The following is a 19,237-nucleotide window of genomic DNA, read 5'->3' on the forward strand; positions in this document are numbered from 1 at the left end:
GTTACAGTTGGCACGTTAACACCGGCCGGACGAGCCGTAAATAACAGTTTCGGCAAGACGGAGGCGTACGTGACAGATCGAGCCGTGGTCGAGGTCGTTCGGCGGAGCGGGGCGCAGGACGAGCGCGTGTTGCAGCAGGCACTGGACGAGATGGCCAGGTCCGCAGGTGGGCGGGTGATCGTCGGCCCCGGGGAGTGGCAGCTCCGCGAGGCGCCGTTGCGGGTGCACGCCGGCACTCGTCTGACGCTCACACCCGCGACGCGCCTCGTGCGGACCGGACCGATCGAGACGATGCTGACCAACGGCCCGTACGGCTCCGGCCGGACCGTCGGCGCTCATGACGGGCCCGGGAACATCGTGGTCGAGGGCGGCATCTGGGATGTGAACGGCTTCGACAATCCCCTGCCGTCCTTCGGCATGGTGTTCAACCACGCGAGGGACGTCCAGGTTCGCGATCTGGAGATCCGGAACATGCCCGAGTGGCACGCCATCGAGACGAACTCGACCTGCAACGTGACGATCTCCGGCTGTCGCTTCGTCACCGGCATCGCTCGCCGGCCGCACGCCTACCAGACGGAGGCGGTGAGCCTCGATCTGGCCGCCCCGGGGCTGACGGCCTGGGGCGCCGAGGACGACACCCACAGCAGTCACGTCCGTGTGATCGACAACTTCTGCTCCGGCTATCCGACCTTCGTCGGCTGTCACACGGGGCATCCGGGTCTCCAGCACAGTTCGGTCGTGATCGCGAACAACACCGCCACCGACCTGTCGTGCTGGGCGGTCAACCTGACCAACACCAGCACCGTTTCGATCACCGCGAACGCCTTCACCGGTACCGCCGCCGGGATCCGGATCAGGACCGGCGGTGACCGGCGGGTGACCGGCGTCGCGATCACCGGCAACGTGGTGAGCTGCACCAGCGGGCCTGCGGTCCACCTGGACGCCGCGATCGGCGGGAAGATCGCGGCGACGGTCGTCAGCGGCAACTCGCTCAGCTCGCCGACGCTGCCGATCATCGAGCGCAGTGGCACAATAGAAGCCGTGCTGGGACCCAACGCGGGAGACTCCAACGCCGACGAGGGCGAGCCGATGGCGAGCCGGGGCGCCTGATGCCCAGGATGTCCAGCGGTCCGACCCTCAAGGGGCTGGCGGCGATCATCGGCATCAGCCCGACCGCGGTCAGCATGGCCCTCAACGGGCGCCCCGGGGTGAGTGACGAGCTTCGGGAGCGCGTGCGAGCGGTCGCCGAGGAGCAGGGCTACCGGCCGAACTTCGCCGCGCGCGCGCTCCGGGTCGAGCGCTCCAACATGCTCGGACTGATCAGCCGCAACCTGAGCAACCCCGGCTATCTGCGCCTGATCGACGGCTTCAGCGGTGCGGCCGAGGAGCGCGGCTATCAGGTCCTGGTCGGCACCTCGGACCTCGACCGGTCACGCGAGATCAGCATGATCAGGGCCATGACGAACCGGCAGCTCGACGGGCTGGCGATCGCGCCGATCGACGGCGAGGCCGTGCTGGCGACCTGGCAGGGCGAATCCGACCGTCCCATGGTGCTGGTCAACTCGGCACGCAGCGCCAGGTCGTCGGCGGTGATGAGCATCAGCGGCAACGCGTCCCAGGCGGTCCGGTCGGCCGTTGACCATCTTCTCGGACTCGGGCATCGCCGGATCGGTCTGCTCACCAATCCGGGACTGTCGTCGGCATCGGAACGGGTGTCCCTGTTCCGTCGGATGATGAGGACCGCGGGGCTTCCGTCTCGGGTCATCTCCGGCAGCACCGCCGACGAAACGGTCGAGCGAGTGGTGCGCGCACTCGCCAGAGATGATCGTCCGACCGCCGTCTTCACCGACAGCGACCTGCTGGCGCACTACGTCTACGATGCCGCGATCGAAGCCGGGCTCCGGATCCCGCACGACCTCAGCGTCGTCGGTCATGACGATCTGCCGACGTCGCACCTGCTCGGCCCGGCGCTGACGACAGTCGCGGTCGATCGGTTCGAGATCGGACGGCAGGCGGCGACGATGCTGATCGGCGCCCTGAACGGGGACGAGATCGAGCGACCCCATCGAGAGCTCCCGGTCGAGCTCAAGATCCGGAAGTCAACGGCCCAGCCGGCCGGCTGATCCCGCCGGACAGACAAGACCTCACAGCACCAGCCGCGTCGCGACAGACGCAGGCTGTTCGAGTCACGCGCCGGCACGACAGGAGAAGCAGCCTCGATGCGCATCGCCCACATCACCGACATACATCTCCGAAGCCATATCCCTGGACATCCCACGCTGCCGGTCCGGCGGAGTCGTACGGCTCCCGAGCTGCTGGCAGCCGCGCTCGACGACGCCCGCCGTCGTGGCGCCGAGCTGATCGTGATCACCGGTGACGTGGTGGACGTGCCGGGATACCTGTTCGATCCCGAGCGTGACGCCGCCCGGGACGCGCTGGTCTGGCAACGGGTACGAGCGGACTATCGCCTCGTGCGACGGATGCTGGACGATTGCGGCCTCGAGTGGATCGCCGTTCCCGGCAACCACGACAGCTATCGCGTCCACGCCGAGGAACTGGGAGCCGGCCCCTTCGTCCGTGACGTCGGCGGGCTACGCCTCGTCAGCTTCTGGGATCGCGAGTCGACCGGCAATGTGCCTCGTCGCACGCTGACCGAACGGGAGCGGTTCGACTCGTCGTTACTCGACCCGGGCACACGTCCGCAGGTCCATCTCCAGCACTTCGTCATCACGCCACGGCTGGACGAGGACTACCCGCACACCTACGCGGAAGGTGAAGAGCTCCAGCGGCGGACCAGCGACTCCGGCCGGGTCGTGCTGTCCCTGTCCGGGCACTACCACCCGGGGGCCGGGCCGACCACGATCGGGCCCACCACCTTCAGTGTCACGCCGGCACTCGTCGAGCACCCCCACCCGTACCGGATCTTCGACATCGCGCTCGACGGCGGTCGGGGCGAGGCGGTCCGGCACACACAGGTCGATCTCGCAGGTGACGCCCCCGCCCGCAAGGCGGTGTTCCTGGATCGGGACGGTTGCATCAACACGCTTCCGACCTACCGGCACGGTCCGGAGGCGATGCAACTGCTGCCGGCCGCGGCACCCGCGCTCCGGCTCCTGCGTGATCACGGTTACGCCCTGGTGGTCGTGACGAACCAATCCTGCGTCGGCCTCGGCTACGCGGAGCCGGGAACCCTGGACGAGGTGCACGATCGCATGTCCGAGCTGCTGGCCGACGAGGGCGTCAGCGTGGATGCGATCTACAGCAGTCCGCTGGCCGGGGAGCACGCGATCTCCGATCGGTACAACCTGGGTGACGCGCCGAAGCCCAGCCCGGCCATGATCAGACGCGCGGCGGCCGAGCTGAACCTCGACCTGTCCAGGAGCTGTCTGATCGGCGACCGGTCATCGGACATCGCGGCCGCGCAGGCCGCCGGCGTTCGGCCGATCCTGGTTCGCACCGGCGACGGGCGGGCCACGGAGCAGTCCTGGGGCGCCGATCCTGTCTGCTCCGTCGCCGACGATCTCGTAGCCGCGGCCGCCGAGGTGGTCGGCGGCTGACCTCATCCGCCTGCCGGGCGCAGCGCGGCGGCCGCTCACTCCCGCGTCTGTACGGCGAGGACACCGGCCAGCAGCGTGTCGTCGTGCTCGGCCGGCACCGAACGCAGGTCGAGCAGGCATCGGTCGTTCTCCACGCGGGCGAGGACGGGCGGCTCCGCCCGGCGTAGCGCGGCGGCCATCCGCCTGTCCAGCGCCACGGCGGCGCTCGGCAGGGACACCCCGGGCGCCCCGCCGCCGCCGACCACGCTCCGGCTGCCGACGGCCTCGGCGTCGATCCCCTTGTCACGCATCCGCGCCGCCAGGCTCTCGGCGCGGGACCTCAGCGTCTCCTGATCGGCGTGCAGGCTCTCCCAGGTCGGGGTGCGCGGGCCGGCGACGGTGGCCTCCAGAGCCGCCAACGTGACCTTGTCCACCCGAAGCGCACGTGCGAGGGGATGGCGACGCAGCCGGTCCACGAGGTCGGCGCGGCCGAACAGCAGTCCGCATTGAGGGCCGCCGAGTAGTTTGTCCCCGCTGGTGGTGACGAGGTCCGCACCGTCGTTCAACCAGCTCGTGACGTCGGGCTCGCGGGGCAGCAGCGGCTCGGGACTCAGCAGTCCCGACCCGGCATCGCCGACGAGAGGGACGTCACGCTCACGGCACAGCGCCGACAAACGCGCCACCGAGACGTCATCCGTGAACCCCTCGATCCGGTAGTTGGAAGGGTGCACCTTCAACACCATGCCTGTCCGCGGCCCGATCGCGTCGGCGTAGTCGGCGATGGCGGTGCGATTGGTCATGCCGACCTCCCGCAGCCGCGCCCCCGTGGAGACGAGCAGGTCGGGCAGCCGGAAACCGTCACCGATCTCGATGAGCTCGCCGCGGCTGATCACGATCTCGCCTCCCGCCGCCAGCGCGGTGGCCGCCAGCGCGAGCGCGGCGGCGTTGTTGTTCACCACGTGAACCGCCTCGGCGGAGGGCACCGCGGCGGCCAGCGCGGCCAGCGCGGTACGTCCCCGGCGGCCACGGCCACCCGTGTCGAGGTCGAGCTCGACGTCGGTGACCCCGGCGGCCAGCTCCACTGCCTGGCGGGCGGCGGCCGAGAGCGGAGCGCGGCCCAGATTGGTGTGGAGCAGCACGCCGGTGGCGTTGATCACCGGGCGGAGGCCGGAAGCGGAGGCGGGCAGCGCCGCCAGCACGGCGGTCAGCACTTCCTTCGGTGGGAGGTCTCCCTCTCTGGCACGCCGCTGCGCCGCGACGATCGCGGCCTTGACCTGCGCGTGGCCGAGCCGCCGCCGCGCCTCGGCCAGCCGGGGGTCGGCGAGCAACGTGTCCGTGCGCGGGATGGTCCGACGATGGTCTGCCACGCTAAGGACGTCCGATCAGCGTGAGGAGCAAGGGTTCTCCAGGTCTCGTCCGGGGCTGATCACGCATCATATGATCATGGGCCTTCGGCGGCATAGAGGGTCACCGGCCGTCGCGGAGCCCCGGCGGGGAAGGGGGATCGACCATGACAGGCCCTTCGCCGCCCTAAAGTATGATCATGAAAAGGCTCACACAGTATGCCCAGGGCGGCGGCTGCGCCTGCAAGATCCCCGCGGAAGACCTGGAACTGCTCCTGGGCGGGTCGGAGATGCCTTTCCCGCGAACTTCCGAAGCTGAGCTCCTGGTGGGGCTGGAATCCGGCGACGACGCCGCCGTGGTCCGCACACAGGACGGAACCGTGATCATCAGCACGGCCGACTTCTTCACCCCGGTGGTCGACGACCCCTACGACTGGGGCCGGATCGCCGCGGCCAACGCCCTCTCCGACGTCTACGCCATGGGCGGGCGTCCTGTGGTCGCGCTCAACCTGCTGTGCTGGCCTCCCGACCGCTTGCCGTACGAGCTGGCCTCCGAGGTGCTGCGGGGCGGCGCGGAGGTGGCCTCGCGGGCCGGATGTCATCTGGCCGGCGGGCACAGCGTCATCGACGCCGAACCCAAGTACGGGCTGGCCGTCACCGGCATCGCCGACCCCGGCCGGCTGCTCCGGAACGACACCGGCCGCCCCGGCCTGCCGCTGTCCCTGACCAAGCCGCTCGGCCTGGGAGTGCTCAACAATCGGCACAAGAGCACCGGTGAGATGTTCCCGCATGCCGTGGAGACCATGACGCGGCTCAACGCGGACGCCTCACGCGAAGCCCTGGCCGCCGGGATACGGTGCGCCACCGACGTCACCGGTTTCGGCCTGCTGGGCCACCTGCACAAACTCGCCCGCGCCTCCGGTGTCACCGCCGTGATCAACGCCTCGGCCGTTCCGATGCTGGACGGCGCGGCGCGGGCCGTACAGGAAGGGTTCGTCCCGGGGGGCTCCCGGCGCAATCTCGACTGGGTGGCTCCCCACCTCGACCGCGGCGACGTCCCGGAGGAGACCTTGCTGCTCCTCGCCGACGCTCAGACCTCCGGGGGCCTGCTCGTCGCCGGGGAGATCCCCGGCGCCCCGGTGATCGGTGAGCTCGTCGCGCACACCGGGCACACCGTGGTCGTCCGCCGCTGAACGGGCTTGAGCCCCGCCGGTGACGGCGCTGCCGGCGCCGTATCGCGGCTATTCGGTGCCGTTCACAGGTCTATGATCTCTTTCGGAGGCGTTTGGGAGTCTGGTGACCCTCCTGGTCTTCAAAACCAGTGGCGCCGAGCATCTCGGCGCGGCGGGTTCGATTCCCGTCCGCCTCCGCTGATCAGCCGAATCGGGGAATCGTTTGCGAGTGGATCGACGCAGACCCGGGCCGACGGCCGCCGTGGAGCGCGTGTGCACGTGATCGCGACCGCCGGTCACGTGGACCACGGCAAGTCGACGCTGGTCCGGGCGCTGACCGGCATGGAGCCCGACCGCTGGGCCGAGGAGCGCCGCCGCGGCATGACGATCGACCTCGGGTTCGCCTGGACGACGCTGGGGTCGGGTGAGCGGATCGCGTTCGTCGACGTCCCCGGGCACGAGCGGTTCGTCACCAACATGCTGGCCGGCGTGGGGCCGTGCCCGGCGGCGATGATCGTCGTGGCCGCCGACCAGGGCTGGCAGGCCCAGTCGGCCGAGCACCTGGCCGCGCTCGACGCCCTGGGCGTACGGCACGGCCTCGCGGTCGTCACCCGGGCCGACCTCGCGGACCCCGAGCCCGCCCTGAAGCAGGTGCACGGCCACCTCCGGGAGACCGGCCTGGCGGGGATCGACGTCGTGGTCGCCAGCGGCCGGACCCGGCAGGGGCTCGACGAACTGGAGGCCGCCCTGGCCCGGCTCGCCGCCACGCTTGCCGAACCGGACGCCGAAGCTGCCGTCCGGTTGTGGATCGACCGGGTGTTCACCATCACGGGGGCCGGGACCGTCGTCACGGGAACGCTGACCGGAGGGACGCTCCGCGTCGGCGACGAACTGGAGGCGGACGGTAACCGGGTCAGGATCCGGGGGCTCCAGACACTCGGCGAGAAGGCGGACCAGGTCTCCGCGACCGCCCGCGTCGCCGTCAACCTCCGGGGCGCCGAGCGCGACGACCTGTCTCGCGGCATGGCGCTGGTGACGCCGAAAGCCTGGATGCCGGCCCACGTCATCGACGTACGGCTGAGTCCCGCCGCGAGTCCTCCCGGGGGGACGGCGATTCTCCACCTGGGATCGGCGGCCGTTCCCGTCAGGATCCGCCCGCTGGGCGCGGACACCGCCAGGGTCACCCTCAGCCGCCCCCTGCCCCTCAGGACGGGAGACCGGGGCCTGCTCCGCGACCCCGGCAGGCGGGAGATCGTCGCCGGGCTGCGCGTGCTGGACGTCCGTCCCGCCCCGTTACGGCGCCGGGGTGCCGCGGCGGCCAGGGCGGCGGCGCTCGACGAGGTGTCCCTGCCGGACTCCGCGGCCCTGCTGCGCTGGCACGGCCTGCTGACGGGAAGCGAGCTCAGGGCGATGGGCTGCCCTCCCGGCACGGCGCCGGTGACGGGCGACTGGTACGCCGACCCCGGATACTGGTCGTCGCTGTCGCGCCGTCTGGCCGGCCACGTCTCACGACGGCCCCCGCTCGATCCGGGGATCACCGTGGACGCCGCTGCCCAACTGCTCGGGCTGCCCGATCGGCGGCTGGCCGAGGCACTGGTCGCACCGCCGCTGGTGATCGAGGGCGGGCGGATCCTGCCCGCCGGCCGATCGCTGCCTCCCGCCATCGCCAGGGCGGTCTCGGAGCTGGCCGCCGACCTCGCCGAACGCCCCTTCGACGCGCCCACCGCCGAACGCCTGGACGAACTCGGCCTCACGGGCAAGGCGCTCGCGGCCGCGCTCCGTACGGGCGCGGTGATGTCGATCGGCAAGAACGTCGTGCTCCTGCCCGACGCGCTGGACAAGGCCGCCGGCGCGCTCGCAGGACTTCCCTCACCTTTCACCGTCAGCGACGCGCGGGTCGCCCTGGCCACCAGCCGGCGCGTCGCCCTGCCTGTCTTGGAGTGTCTCGATGTCCGGGGAATCACCCAGCGTGTCGACAATGACCGGCGAGTGTTCCGCGCGCGCGGCTGAGGTCGACCGGCTGCTGGCCAAGGCTCGCACGGGACTCCCGCGCCTGCGGCCCGTGGAGGCGTGGGCCGCCGCGGGCCGTGGCGCGAGGATCGTCGACACCCGGCCCGAGCATCAGCGCAGGGCCGCGGGCGAGATCGCCGGAGCCGTCGTGGTCGAACGCAATCACCTGGAGTGGCGGCTCGATCCCACCTGCGGGTCCCGCATCCCCGAGGCGGACTCCCCCCACATCGAGTGGATCGTGATCTGCGCCGAGGGGTATTCATCCTCGCTGGCCGCGGCGGCGCTGCGGGAGCTCGGGTTGTACAACGCCACCGATGTCATCGGCGGCTTCGACGCCTGGGTGGAGGCCGGGCTGCCGACGGTCCACCCGGCCCGGCCCACGGCTCCGCGCGGGCCGGGAGAGTGAGACCCCTCGGCGGGATCCGGACTCAGCTGCAGTGCTCCCAGCCGCTCAGCGTCTGGAAGGTCTGGCCGGTGTAGTCGGAGAACCTGCCACCCCACTGCACACACTTGTTGTTGGCGTACACCCGCACCGGCCCGGCGTAGCTCTTGTACTGGCCGCTGTCACGGTGGATGGTGGACGACCCCGCCACCTGGATGCGCGCCTCGGTGAACGTCGAGCTGCCCGCTCCCCTGTCCTTCATCGCGACGACGCAGTTGTGACCGTTGCTGCCGTTGTAGAGCAGGTAGTACGTGCCCCAGGGCGAATCCGTCATCCGGTCGATGATCCGGTAGCCGGACCCGCAGACGCTCTCAGGGCTGGCCGCGCTGGCAGGCAGGGCCGGGGCCGCGAAGACCGCGCCGAGCGCGGTCACCATGGCGGCACGGACCAAGACACGGGAAACAGTCATGACAAAGAAACCTTTCGGGTTCATCCACAGTGGGGGCGGTGGGCGACGTGCCGGTGTGCGTCTGTGCTGGCGCTCGTCAGGCCGGGTCGCCGGGCTGAGGTGAGCGTAGCCGAGTTGATCTCTGTTCGGTAGAGGGGTGAAGGGTCGTGTCAGAGCGCGACGCGAGCCTCCTGACCGCGAGGGCGGCACAACTCACAGAAGATCCATTGTTCGGCGACGCCTCCTATGTTTAACTGTTGATCAGTACCTCGGCTCGCCGAGCCCGTGGGGCCCTCGACTTCACCTATCGATTAATTCCTGTGCCGCACCATGGCATATCCGATTAGCGAAAAGCCGAGCGGAGTCGTATGAACACAGTGCAACAAGGCCAACCGATCGGAACCCTCCGGGTCCGCCGTGCGCGAAAGCTCACGGAATTGACCACCCGGCTGAACGCGGACACCGCGGAGCCCGTGACCACCGTCGTCACCAGATACGCCCCCGAATTACTCCTCCAGATACAGGTCGCCGCGCCGGCCCTGGCGGACGTGCTCAAGACCTGGCACGCAGAGACGCCGCAGAAGACCAAGACCGTCACCCGCGCGCAGAACTCGGCGGCGCCCCCCGAGGTGGACCGCTACGCGAGCCCCGGGGCCTCCTACCGGGCCGGCGACGTGGTCCTGTGCACCGGACCCGACGGGGAGTTGCCGGCCGACCCGCAGCTCGCCGTCTTCCTCACCGACGTCGCCGGCATCCAGCCCGAGGCGCCGGTCGTCGGCCACATCGACGATCTCACCACGCTCCGCCGGGTCGCCGAGGTCGTCGCGGCGCAACCGGCGGCCGACGAACTGCTCACCACGCAGGTCACCACGACCCTCGTCGTCCTCTGACGCGGGGCCCGATGACCTCTTATCTGCTCGCCGTGCTGGCGTGCGCCCCGCTGGTCGCCTCCACCCTCGCCAAGAGCTGGGACTGGGTGTGGGGTGAACGCCCCCGCGGCATCCTGTCCGCGCCCGTCGACCACACGCTGACCGTCGTACAGGCGCTGGCCTGCCTCGCCTTCGTCCTGTCGGGCACGCCCGCCGCCCTGTACGCGATCTCCGGTCTGTACGCGGTGATGGGCCTCGCCGTCCTGTGGCTGCGGGCACGGCGCGGCCGGGCCGACTGCGGATGCTGGGGCCGGTCCCGGTCGGGGCGGCTCGGATTCCCCCTCGGTTTCGCCAACCTGGCTCTCGCCGCGTACGCGGGCGGCGTGGCCTACACCGCCGCGGCCTCCCCCGGCCTGGCGGCGCGGGTCTTCGTCTTCGGCGCGGTGGCGATCGTGCTCTTCCACACAATGGTGATCATGCCCGTCTACCGGCCCGTCCTGCGGACGTACCGGCTGCGGGCCGACCGCTATCGGCCATGGTTCCAGGGCTTTCCCGACCTGAGACCCGCCGACGGCGACGCGTGAGAGGAACCAGCGAGACATGTCGACCCTGGGCATAGTGATCGTCGCGGTCTGCCTGATCGTGACCGCCGTGAACCTGATCCTCACCGCGGTGCTGTTCCGGCAGCTCGGGCTGATGGTCATGGGCAGCGCCAGAGGCGCCGACGACAGCGGCATCTCCATCGGCAGGAAGCTGCCGGCACTCGACCTGATCGACGCGCGTACCGGCGCCACGGTGAACGTCCACGACCAACGGCGAGCCCAGCTCGTCTTCTTCGGGTCCACCACCTGCCACGAGTGCGCGGAGATCTACCCGGACATCCGATACCTCGAAGACCACTACGACCTGCGAGTCGTCAACTTCCTGTTCGGCTCGGACCTCGCGGACGTCGTCAGCTACGCGGGCGAGCGCGGGATCAAGGGGCCCGTCGTCGTGGCGACGGAGGACCTGGCCACGACGTTCGACGTCGAGGTCAGCCCCTTCGCGTTCGTCGTCGACCAGCGCGGGCTCATCGTCTCGAAGGGGCTGCTCAACAGCCGCGGACGACTCATCGACATGCTCGCCCCGGTCCAGGGGGTCGACTTCGACAAGGAGACGGTAAGTGAAAACGTCGCGTGACGAGAAGTTCCAGCTGGGGGCCGGGAAGGCCACCAGACGGATCGGCCGGCGCAAGTTCCTCGGCAAGTCGGGAGCCGTGGCGGCGGCCGTGGCCAGCATCGTCATGGGGGTGAACGCGCGCCCCGCCTTCGCCCACGGCACCTGCTACCCGCCGTACGGCCGGTACTGCTCGGGGTGCGGCGCGAGCTCCTCCTGCCCCAGCGGCAAGGTCACCTGTACGCCCAGCTACGACCGCGGCTGCAACGTCTGCCCGTACAGCACCGGCTGGTGGTACACCGGCACCAGCCCGAACCGGCACAGGTGCCGGGACTGCATCTCCAACATCTACGGCCCCATCGCCTGTAACGGCACTTATGTCTGCGGCTGCAAGTCGACGACCCACTACTGATCAGGCCCGGTCCGCGGAAAGGCGCCCATGACGTATTTCACGATTCTTCTCGCCGGTGTCGCCGGAATTCTCTCCTTCGCCACCGCTTGAGGAATGAACGCGGCCGGCACGCTGTACGCGTCGCCACGTAACACCATTCCCCGATTCGTCGGCGGATTGGCCATCGGTTCCGGAATGCTAGCCGTCGTGGTCGTTTCTCTTTCCGCCCTGTCGTGGCTGCTGCCGCTGGATCACGGCACGCGGAATGTGGCATTGGCCGTCGTTCTCGGCGCCTTCACGTTCAGCGAATGGGTGGGCGGCTTCCACCGGAGGATGTCTTTCCGGTGGCTGGTCCCGACCGAGTTCGTCAACATGAACAACGCCGACGCGGTGACGCGGTGGGGAAGGGCTCTCGGCTTCGGGTTCCTGACCGACGCCCCGTACGGGGTGTTTCATGTCGCCCTGGCCATTCCGATGGTGCTCGGGGACGTGTTCCTCGCTCTCGTGACGGTCCTGGCGTTCGTGAGCGCGCGGGCGGTCCCGTACCTGGTGGCGCCGATCGGCCGTAACGCGGCGGAGATCAGCGACTTCGCGATCCGGGGACGAAGTGTGATCTTCCAGGCGGCGCGGGTGCTGTCGCTCGCCGCTGTGTCCGTGGCGTTCGTCCGGGTGCTGATGGCATGAGCAAGCCGGCGCCGATGAAGGCCGTGGTGGCCGCCGTGGTGGCCGCCATGGTGGCCACCTCGGCCCTCGCCGGCTGTGCCTCCGGCCAGGCCCCTACGCCGGCGGCCCTGCCCTCCGTCGCCCCGGGGGGTGACTGCCCGGTCACCCGTGCCGTGACGCGGCCGACAGCGCGCGGCGGCGACACGCTCGGGGAGGGCCCGGCCCGGCCGGTCATGGGGCCCGTGCTGGAGTACACGGCGGCCGAGCCCGGCACGCTGTTCGCGGACAGCGGCTGGGGCGGCGCGAAGGTGCTCTGGTTCGCCGCGCCCGGCCTGCGCGACCCCGTCGTCATCAAGGGACGGCGGCTGGACGGCGACAGTCCCGTCGCGTTCGACGGCACGCAGGGAGAGCCGCTCAAGAACGAGATCGTCATCCCGCCCGACCCGGTGGCCGGGGACTGGCGCGACCGTCCCAGCTACGTCCGGTTGAAGGCGCCCGGCTGTTACGCCTTCCAGGTCGACACCCCGGACAGTTCCACCGTCCTGGTCTTCGAGGCCGTCGGCGCCACCGTGTCCTGAACCCGCGTCTGCTACGACGACAGGCCGTCCAGATGGAGGCGCGCGGTCTCCGCGAACGACCGGAGCTGCTCGTCGGAGACGGTGCCGCCGAGGACGCCGCCGAGGACGACGAACCTGTCCTTCGACATCGCCGCCACCTCCAACTCGCCGTCGTGGCGCGCGACGTTCTTGGGGCCGGCCATCGAGTCGACACTGCCGACCGCGCCGCATTCCGCGTAGAAGCGCTTGAACGCGTCCATGGCGTCCACGTCCTCCACCACGACCTGCGTCACCATGGCCCCGTCCGCCGCGGTGAAGGACCGCCACTGGACCGGGGCCGCCACCGGCGCGATGTCGCGGTTCCCGCAGGGCACCAGATCCGCGTCCAGGTCGCGCCAGGTCCCGTGCGAGGTGCCCGCCACCGTCCAGGTGCGGCCGTCCTTGAGCTGGTCCGGGCTCAGGAGCGGCGACGGAGGATCGGCCTTCTGCGCCGTCGCCGCGCCGCAGGCGGTGCACAGCAGCACGGCGATGATCGCGATCGTGCGGTTCATGTCTCGTCCTCCCGGGGGTCGTCGGAATGGTTACTGCCCGTGGACCGCGGAGGTTCCCCGGAGGTCGGCCACCTTGCCCGCGACGACCAGGAACCCCGCCATGAAGGCGGCCAGCCCGCAGGCGGCCAGCCGCGCGCCCGTCTCGGCCGGTATCGGCGGCCAGCCGGCCGTGAGCGGCGCCGTCGCCAGAGCCAGCAGCACGGCGCGGCCGACCTTGACCGGTGACGCCGGGCTGGTCTCGTCCAGGCATCCGCACGGCACCCTGCCCTTACGCCGCAGCAGGACGGCCAGGTAGCCGGCCAGCGCCAGATACCAGAGCGCCACCGCGAAGGCGGCGAACCGCAGCAGCACCGCTTCCCCGCTCACCCAACCGGCCAGTACGGCGGCACCGGCCAGGCCCTCGGCGGGGCCGATCAGCGGCGCGAGCCGTACCGAGAACGCGGGAAGCAGGCCGTGCGCTTCGATCACCGCCGTCAGGTCGCCGCGGCGGCTCACCGCGGCGACCACCAGCAGCACCGCGCCCGTCAGCGCGAAGCAGGCGGGAAGCGTGTCATAGACGGTCATTTACCACCAGATGAGCGCGAGAGACAGCAGGAACCCGGTGGCGCACAGGCGACCCACCCAGGCCGTCGAGGCCAGCAACCTCGTGTCCCACCGGCGCGGATCGCCGCTGAGCGCACGGGAGAGCGGCATGAGCGTCCTGCCCACGCCGAAGCCCAGCCCGGCCAGCAAGCCCGGCCCCAGTCCCCCGGCCAGCACGATGACCAGGACGAGCAGCTGAGGCAACGCCGTCGGGGTGAAGGTACGCACGCCCGTGCCCATCTCGAAGCCGAACTGCAGGGGCCCCGCGAAGTCCGCGCGAGGGATGACGTCCTGCGGCACGAGCCGGCGGTTCTGCGGCAGCGACAGCGGCCGCCCGGCCAGTTCGAACAGCATGACGACGGCGACGACCGGCGTGAGCGTCCACAACCGCACCGCTTCCGGGATGATCGAGGCCAGCCCGCCGAGCGCCCCGGTGATGAGCCCGGCCAGCAGCGCGCCGAGCATGAGTCCGGTGCTGAACACCGGCAACTTGCCTCGCCAGACCGACGAGGTCAGCAGGTCCGCTGAGTTGAGGCTTCAAACGGAGCCGGACAGCGAGAACCCGGCCGTCACCCCCATCAGCGTCCAGGCGAGCAGGGCGAACGACGGGGTCCAGACCTGGTGAGCGGCCACCACCAGGGCCGTGCTCAGCGCGATGCCGAGCGCGACCCGGGTGGCGGCGAAGGTGTTGCCCATCCTGTCCTACAGAGCCCAGGAGCAGATGTAGAAGGTGGTTCCGCCGCAGGTGGCGACGTTTCCGTCGGCACAGCGGTAGCTCCTGCCGCTGTGCGTCCACCGCCAGGCGTTCCTGTCGGCCAGGCTGCCCGCACCGCACGCCTTGATCGCGTAGCTGTTGTAGCAGGTGCCGGAGGAGCGCAGGAACCAGCCGTCGGAGCCGCAGTAGCTCCTGGAGTAGGGGGCGCCCACGCAGACCTTGGTGTTGTTGTTGTAGCCGGAGTAGTTCCCGTAGCCGGCGCAGTTGGTGTACTCGCTGCCCACCGCGGCCTGGGCGCTGTTGTTCCTGCCCGGCAGGGCGGACAGCACGTTCAGGGCCAAGGCGCCGCCCAGCACACCGATGCTCTTGAAGACGGTCCGGCGAGAGGGAGCCGGCCGTGACGGGCGGCGCCCGCCGGTGTCGGGCTCGTCCTCCACGGAAGGCACGTCGGCCCAGTAACGGTCGACATCGACTGTCATGCGCTTAACCTCTCTGAGGGGCTGATGGCGAGGAAGGCGTCGAGGTCGTCGTCGGAGCCGACGACCCTGCGCCATTCCTCTGTCCCGTCGGCGGAATACTTGACCAGCGTCGGGGTCGCCCCGACGGCGACCGTGCCGAGAAGCGCCGCGTCGATGACGGGCTCGACCTGACTATCGGCCACCCACTCGGCGCAACGGTCGGCGGAGGCCAGCAGCACGGCGTGCCCGGCCAGGCCGGGCCCGGCCACGGCGGCGAGGCGCCGCGACCGCTCCTGGCAGTTGGGGCAGCGCTCGGACACCACCAGGACGAACGTGGGCAGGCCGTCCTCGGAACCGAACCTGGCCACCGATCTGACCGCGGGCGCCGCGGGAGCGGCCGCCTGCGCCTGCAACAGCTTTGCCTGCAGCTCGCGAATCATGTTCAGCAGCGCGGCGAAGGCGAACAACAGCAGCACCGTCCCCAGGAAGGACAGAACCGCCAGCGAATCCAGGAACGCCCTCATCGTGCTAGCTCAGCCTGCACGAGATGGACTCGACGACGTCGATGAATCGCGCGTCGTCCGGGCGGGCGGCGACGACCGTCGTCGCCGCGGTGTCGTTGACCATGAAGACCGAGCGGGTCTGCACGCCGCCGGCCTCGTTCCGCTCGTCGACACGCCACATCGCGCCACCGCGCACGCGCTTGCCCGACGAGCGGGGGATCGACTCCGACGCCTCCGCGACCGGCTTGACCTGGACGTTGCAGACCTGGTCGATGGTGTTGACCGCCAGCAGGTTGCCGAGCGTCAGGCCCGAACCCGCCCTCGGCAACATGGTCAGGCCCTCGGGGGTGTCCTGGATGTCGAACTTGGCCAGGAGGTCCATGAACGTCTCGAAGGGCACACCCGTGCCGTTGAAGAAGGTGGCGACCTCGTTGTGCGGTCCCACCCACACCATGTTGGTGGTGCCGTGCTCCGGGTCCTCCATGGACAGGATGCGGCCGCCGTTCCACTGGGCCTCACGCACGGTGAAACGCGACCAGTCGCCCAGTTCCTTGGAGACGACCTCGGCGGATCCCGCCGGTGTGACCTGGAAGCGGGTGCCCCCGGTGGGGCCGTGCGCCCAGATGAGATAGGCCCAGCCGCCGATGAAAGGCTGGGAATTGCCGTCGACGACGAGACTCTGTCCGTTCGGTGCACGCACTTGCATGTCGTTGCCTTCCGCGGGGGGAGCGGGCACGCCAAAATGGCGCCTACCTGGGGCTTTGTGTTGGGAGAAGGGTGTACGCGCCGGACGACTCGCCTGGCACCATCAAGATCGATCGGAATATCTCACGGCGCCCTACAAACGGTCAAGATCTTGCTCAAGTGGTGGATCGGGGGTAATTTCCGGACATGTGATTGAGGCGAAAACGGGCTTCGGCGGCGGCGCCGAGCGAGAAGCTGGGCGTCCCAGGATCCAGGAGTCCCCGGTCAGGGTGTAGCCGCGAACTCCTGGACCGCCGCCCGGTGGCATTCCGCCGGGCTTCGCCCCCAGAGCTCCTGACCTGATCGCCGCCACCAATGAGGACGGTGACCTCAACCGCGGTCACCCGCGGCCACACCGTCATCCGGCCGGACCGGTGAACCGGAGGTGTGCCGTCTGCACCTGGTCGTCCCCCAGGTGTCCGAGTGCGGCGAGCCAGCTCGCTGCGCCCGGGCCGTTCTGAGCGGTGCCGAGGCTGGTCACCACCGGTAAGGCCGGTACGGGGTCGGGTCCGGTCAACAACCGCAGGACCGCTCGGCGGACCGGGCCGTCGTTGGCCAGGACGCCGCCTGCCACCACGATCGGCCCTGCGCGGTGCACCCGGCAGGCCAGGGCCACCAGGCGTTCCGCGGCCTCGCGGACGATCGCGAGCGCGCGTGGGTCGCCCAGGTCGGCCGCGTGCCCGACCAGAGGGGCGCCGGCCGCCAGCATCATCCTGTCCGCCTGGGCAACCCTGACGATGTGCTCGGCTCGCCGTCGTGGCGAACCGGACGCGCCGAAGCGCTCGCAGACGAGCTCGATCAGGGGGCCGCACGGCGAGCCGGCGTCCAGGGCGCGGACGGCGGCCCGTACTCCCGCCCGGCCGATCCAGAAGCCGCCTCCCTCGTCGCCCAGCAGCCAGCCGAGCCCGTCGGCGACGCCGTCGATCTGCCGTGCCGCGAACCGGGCCGCGGCGGCCCCCGTCCCGGCGAGCAACAGCGTGCCGGACAGGGCGGGTGTGCCGGCGGCGTAGGCGATCGTCAGATCGCTGATCAGCCTGGGCTGGTGGGTCAGGCCGTGCTCGGCCTAGATCCGGCACAGAACGGGGGCGAACGTGTCGTCGGCGCCGGCGACGCCGGCCACAGACGCGGTGACCGTGGCGGCGGGGAGGCCGTCGATCGCCCGGCGCAGGGCCGAGGCGATCGCCTCGGCCGCCGCGGCGGGCCCTTGGGCGGCCGGGTTGCCCCGGCGCGCCGTGCCGTAGCCGACCCTGGCGCCGGAGGCGGTGTGCACGGCGACGCGGGTAGAGGTGCCACCCGCGTCGACGCCTGCGAAGAGCATCAGGATTCCAGGCGTAGCAGCCGTGCGGCACCGGGATCGAGGGTGAAGGCCGAGGGGCACGGGTCGTACGACCGGGTGGCGGGGTCGAAGGCGGCGGCCCGGGCGGCGAGCGTGACGTCGGTGGCGGCGTCGTGGCGGGCGTTGCACACGAACAGGTGCCGCTCGCCGTACCGGCCCGCCACGACCTCGCCTGAGACGACGAGGCCGTGCTGCAGGGGGCGTGCTCCGTCGGGAACCGGGCCCGTGTGCCCCGCCGAGCCCCACGGCCGGGACTTCAGTTCCTCGCCCACCGGACGCAGCCAGCGGGTGTTCAGCTCGCGTACGGCGTCGTAGCGTTCGGTGGGCAGCCCGTCGTCGATCAGGGCGGGCCGGAAGCCTTCGCCGCGCGAGGGGTCGGGTGTCCAGTAGGTGAAGTACTGGATGCCGGTGTAGCCGTAGGCCAGCGCGGTGTTGACCTGCCAGGCCAGTTCCGCGGCCGTGGGCGTGCGGTGCCCGTCGTAGGCGAGCGTCTGGACGTACATCCAGGCCGGCACCTCGGCCTCGGCGGCGTGGGCGCGGATCGTGGCCAGATCGGCGAAGTAGCCGGCGTCCTCACCGGAGGAGAGAAACGGATAGCGGTCGAAGGAGAGCAGCGCGGGCCGGACGATCGACACGAAGTCGCGCACGTACTCGTCGTAAGGGCCGGTGGCATGGCTCGGGAGGAGGTTGACGTACGGGAGGTAGCCGTGCGACCGCACGGCGGACACGCCGGTCGCCAGACGCTCGAAGCGGTCGGGCAGCGGCTCGTCCATCAGGCTGATGCCGCGGAAGGAACGGTGGGCGCGGTAGTCGCCGATCACCCGGCCGATCAGCGCCACGGTCTGCTCCTCGCCGGGGTCGAGGTCGCGCATGAGCACGTCGATGCGCGGGTCGGAGGCCACCAGCACGTCGAGCCCGGCCTCGTCGGCGCGGCGAAGCGCGTGCTTGACGGCGACCGGGTCGTTGACGTAGTTGCCGGTGATGACCAGGTCGATGCCGGCGTCCGCGATCTGCCGGTAGCGTGCCTCGGTGGTCTCGTGCGGTGGCGGCGGCCAGAAGGCCGCGATGGTCAGGGTCACAGCGCGCCGATCCTGATCCGTCCGGCGTACCGGGCCTGCAGGGCGTCGTTGTGCGCGTCGGCGCCGGGAATGTTGGCCGACAGGTAGGTGGGCGGGACCATCCCCGCCGCACTCAGCAGGCCGATCGCCTCGGCGACCATCAGTTGGACGGCCAGGGCCGAAGTGATCGAGGAGATGCCGCACACCGGACCGTGCTCGGTCTCCAGCACTGCGTCACCGTACGGCGCGAGGTTGTCGATCACGACGTCGGCCAGTTCGAACAGCCGCTCGCCTGACGGGTGGCGTGAGGTGATCGCGCTCGTGTGCGCCATCGACGTGATCGCGATGAGCGGCAGCCCGCGCTGCTTGACCAGCTTCGCCATCTCCACGGTCGAGCCGTTGCCACCGGAATTGGAAGCGATCATGAAAACGTCGTGCGGGCCGATCGTGTGCAGGGCCAGCACGTGGTGAGCGGTCTTCGGATCGCGCTCGGCCAACGGGTCGAAGTCTCCGGGGCTCGCCGAGCCGAGTACCACCGGGTCGCGCAGGGCGAGCCGGTTGGCCGGGATCAGGCCGCCGGCACGTCCGGCCAGCTCCAGCGCGGCTGCCTCGGAATGGCCGGTGCCGTAGGCGTGGACCACCCCGCCCGCCCGCACCGCGTCGGCGATCAGCGCTCCCGCACGCCTGATGGCCGGCGACTGGGTCGCGACCAGTTGATCGACGCGTTCGCGCGTCGCCTCGGCGAAAGCTGTCACAAGGTCCAC

At 70.6% G+C, this 19,237-nt stretch carries 25 protein-coding genes and 1 tRNA gene; 13 read left to right on the top strand and 13 right to left on the bottom strand.

Features of this window, described 5'->3' with window-relative positions:
- Nucleotides 1–69: 69 nt before the first annotated feature.
- The 3 genes from ADY59_RS00505 to ADY59_RS48180 all read left to right on the top strand — a co-directional run bounded on the left by ADY59_RS00505 (nucleotide 70) and on the right by ADY59_RS48180 (nucleotide 3,557).
- On the top strand, nucleotides 70–1,110 hold the full coding sequence (locus ADY59_RS00505; protein ID WP_197093358.1) for a right-handed parallel beta-helix repeat-containing protein: 1,041 nt from the start codon (nucleotides 70–72) through the stop codon (nucleotides 1,108–1,110).
- Nucleotides 1,111–1,118: 8 nt separating this feature from the next.
- A complete protein-coding gene (locus tag ADY59_RS00510) occupies nucleotides 1,119–2,123 on the top strand; it encodes a LacI family DNA-binding transcriptional regulator (RefSeq protein ID WP_197093359.1) in 1,005 nt (334 codons plus the stop codon).
- Between the two features lie 96 nt (nucleotides 2,124–2,219).
- The gene (locus ADY59_RS48180; RefSeq protein ID WP_082309738.1) at nucleotides 2,220–3,557 is read left to right on the top strand and encodes an HAD-IIIA family hydrolase; all 1,338 of its coding nucleotides are present in this window, start codon (nucleotides 2,220–2,222) and stop codon (nucleotides 3,555–3,557) included.
- 35 nt (nucleotides 3,558–3,592) lie between these two features.
- On the opposite strand, the gene selA is transcribed toward ADY59_RS48180, so the two are convergent.
- Nucleotides 3,593–4,903 (bottom strand): L-seryl-tRNA(Sec) selenium transferase, encoded by a 1,311-nt coding sequence (gene selA / locus ADY59_RS00520; RefSeq protein WP_049556324.1) that lies wholly within the window; start codon nucleotides 4,901–4,903, stop codon nucleotides 3,593–3,595.
- A 176-nt stretch (nucleotides 4,904–5,079) separates the two neighbouring features.
- Here selA and selD point away from each other — a divergent pair, with 176 nt between their 5' ends.
- The 4 genes from selD to ADY59_RS00540 all read left to right on the top strand — a co-directional run bounded on the left by selD (nucleotide 5,080) and on the right by ADY59_RS00540 (nucleotide 8,467).
- Nucleotides 5,080–6,072, top strand: coding sequence for a selenide, water dikinase SelD (gene selD, locus ADY59_RS00525; RefSeq protein WP_231618470.1), 993 nt, complete (start codon nucleotides 5,080–5,082; stop codon nucleotides 6,070–6,072).
- A gap of 84 nt (nucleotides 6,073–6,156) precedes the next feature.
- Nucleotides 6,157–6,250, top strand: a tRNA-Sec gene (locus tag ADY59_RS00530).
- 74 nt (nucleotides 6,251–6,324) lie between these two features.
- On the top strand, nucleotides 6,325–8,061 hold the full coding sequence (gene selB / locus ADY59_RS00535; protein ID WP_049556329.1) for a selenocysteine-specific translation elongation factor: 1,737 nt from the start codon (nucleotides 6,325–6,327) through the stop codon (nucleotides 8,059–8,061).
- On the top strand, nucleotides 8,030–8,467 hold the full coding sequence (locus ADY59_RS00540) for a rhodanese-like domain-containing protein (RefSeq protein WP_049556331.1): 438 nt from the start codon (nucleotides 8,030–8,032) through the stop codon (nucleotides 8,465–8,467). The genes selB and ADY59_RS00540 overlap by 32 nt, the downstream gene beginning before the upstream one ends.
- 22 nt (nucleotides 8,468–8,489) lie before the next feature.
- On the opposite strand, the gene ADY59_RS00545 is transcribed toward ADY59_RS00540, so the two are convergent.
- Complete coding sequence (locus tag ADY59_RS00545; RefSeq protein WP_156325207.1) at nucleotides 8,490–8,912, bottom strand: hypothetical protein; 423 nt, start codon at nucleotides 8,910–8,912, stop codon at nucleotides 8,490–8,492.
- Nucleotides 8,913–9,328: 416 nt separating this feature from the next.
- Between ADY59_RS00545 and ADY59_RS00550 the strand changes: the two genes are divergently transcribed.
- The 6 genes from ADY59_RS00550 (at nucleotide 9,329) to ADY59_RS00575 (ending at nucleotide 12,547) form a co-directional block, all read left to right on the top strand.
- Entirely contained in the window at nucleotides 9,329–9,781 is a 453-nt protein-coding gene (locus tag ADY59_RS00550; RefSeq protein WP_049556335.1) for a hypothetical protein, read from the top strand.
- 11 nt (nucleotides 9,782–9,792) lie between these two features.
- Nucleotides 9,793–10,344, top strand: a complete 552-nt coding sequence (locus ADY59_RS00555; protein WP_049556337.1) for a hypothetical protein — start codon at nucleotides 9,793–9,795, stop codon at nucleotides 10,342–10,344.
- Nucleotides 10,345–10,360: 16 nt separating this feature from the next.
- Complete coding sequence (locus ADY59_RS00560) at nucleotides 10,361–10,939, top strand: TlpA family protein disulfide reductase (RefSeq protein ID WP_049556339.1); 579 nt, start codon at nucleotides 10,361–10,363, stop codon at nucleotides 10,937–10,939.
- Nucleotides 10,923–11,327, top strand: a complete 405-nt coding sequence (locus tag ADY59_RS47365) for a hypothetical protein (protein WP_053174326.1) — start codon at nucleotides 10,923–10,925, stop codon at nucleotides 11,325–11,327. The genes ADY59_RS00560 and ADY59_RS47365 overlap by 17 nt, the downstream gene beginning before the upstream one ends.
- Before the next feature lie 93 nt (nucleotides 11,328–11,420).
- Nucleotides 11,421–11,990: a hypothetical protein gene (locus ADY59_RS00570; protein WP_156325208.1), complete on the top strand. Its 570-nt coding sequence runs from the start codon at nucleotides 11,421–11,423 to the stop codon at nucleotides 11,988–11,990.
- A complete protein-coding gene (locus ADY59_RS00575; protein WP_156325209.1) occupies nucleotides 11,987–12,547 on the top strand; it encodes a hypothetical protein in 561 nt (186 codons plus the stop codon). Before ADY59_RS00570 ends, ADY59_RS00575 begins: the two co-directional genes overlap by 4 nt.
- An 11-nt stretch (nucleotides 12,548–12,558) precedes the next feature.
- On the opposite strand, the gene ADY59_RS00580 is transcribed toward ADY59_RS00575, so the two are convergent.
- The 11 genes from ADY59_RS00580 to ADY59_RS00625 form a co-directional block, all read right to left on the bottom strand.
- The gene (locus tag ADY59_RS00580; protein WP_049556344.1) at nucleotides 12,559–13,077 is read right to left on the bottom strand and encodes a hypothetical protein; all 519 of its coding nucleotides are present in this window, start codon (nucleotides 13,075–13,077) and stop codon (nucleotides 12,559–12,561) included.
- Nucleotides 13,078–13,107: 30 nt separating this feature from the next.
- On the bottom strand, nucleotides 13,108–13,641 hold the full coding sequence (locus ADY59_RS00585; RefSeq protein WP_049556346.1) for a MauE/DoxX family redox-associated membrane protein: 534 nt from the start codon (nucleotides 13,639–13,641) through the stop codon (nucleotides 13,108–13,110).
- Complete coding sequence (locus tag ADY59_RS47370; RefSeq protein WP_156325210.1) at nucleotides 13,642–14,142, bottom strand: hypothetical protein; 501 nt, start codon at nucleotides 14,140–14,142, stop codon at nucleotides 13,642–13,644.
- A 54-nt stretch (nucleotides 14,143–14,196) separates the two neighbouring features.
- Nucleotides 14,197–14,355, bottom strand: coding sequence for a hypothetical protein (locus ADY59_RS49475; RefSeq protein ID WP_156325211.1), 159 nt, complete (start codon nucleotides 14,353–14,355; stop codon nucleotides 14,197–14,199).
- 6 nt (nucleotides 14,356–14,361) lie between these two features.
- Entirely contained in the window at nucleotides 14,362–14,853 is a 492-nt protein-coding gene (locus ADY59_RS00595; RefSeq protein WP_049556347.1) for a hypothetical protein, read from the bottom strand.
- On the bottom strand, nucleotides 14,850–15,356 hold the full coding sequence (locus ADY59_RS00600; protein ID WP_049556349.1) for a hypothetical protein: 507 nt from the start codon (nucleotides 15,354–15,356) through the stop codon (nucleotides 14,850–14,852). The genes ADY59_RS00595 and ADY59_RS00600 overlap by 4 nt, the downstream gene beginning before the upstream one ends.
- Nucleotides 15,357–15,360: 4 nt before the next feature.
- The gene (locus tag ADY59_RS00605; RefSeq protein ID WP_156325212.1) at nucleotides 15,361–16,041 is read right to left on the bottom strand and encodes a hypothetical protein; all 681 of its coding nucleotides are present in this window, start codon (nucleotides 16,039–16,041) and stop codon (nucleotides 15,361–15,363) included.
- Nucleotides 16,042–16,437: 396 nt separating this feature from the next.
- The gene (locus tag ADY59_RS00610) at nucleotides 16,438–17,052 is read right to left on the bottom strand and encodes a hypothetical protein (RefSeq protein ID WP_049556352.1); all 615 of its coding nucleotides are present in this window, start codon (nucleotides 17,050–17,052) and stop codon (nucleotides 16,438–16,440) included.
- 90 nt (nucleotides 17,053–17,142) lie between these two features.
- On the bottom strand, nucleotides 17,143–17,397 hold the full coding sequence (locus tag ADY59_RS00615) for a hypothetical protein (RefSeq protein ID WP_049556354.1): 255 nt from the start codon (nucleotides 17,395–17,397) through the stop codon (nucleotides 17,143–17,145).
- A complete protein-coding gene (locus ADY59_RS00620; protein WP_049556356.1) occupies nucleotides 17,397–18,494 on the bottom strand; it encodes a hypothetical protein in 1,098 nt (365 codons plus the stop codon). The genes ADY59_RS00615 and ADY59_RS00620 overlap by 1 nt, the downstream gene beginning before the upstream one ends.
- Complete coding sequence (locus ADY59_RS00625) at nucleotides 18,491–19,237, bottom strand: sugar isomerase domain-containing protein (RefSeq protein WP_053174332.1); 747 nt, start codon at nucleotides 19,235–19,237, stop codon at nucleotides 18,491–18,493. The genes ADY59_RS00620 and ADY59_RS00625 overlap by 4 nt, the downstream gene beginning before the upstream one ends.

The sequence above is a fragment of the Nonomuraea sp. SBT364 genome (assembly GCF_001083785.1).
GTDB lineage: Bacteria > Actinomycetota > Actinomycetes > Streptosporangiales > Streptosporangiaceae > Nonomuraea.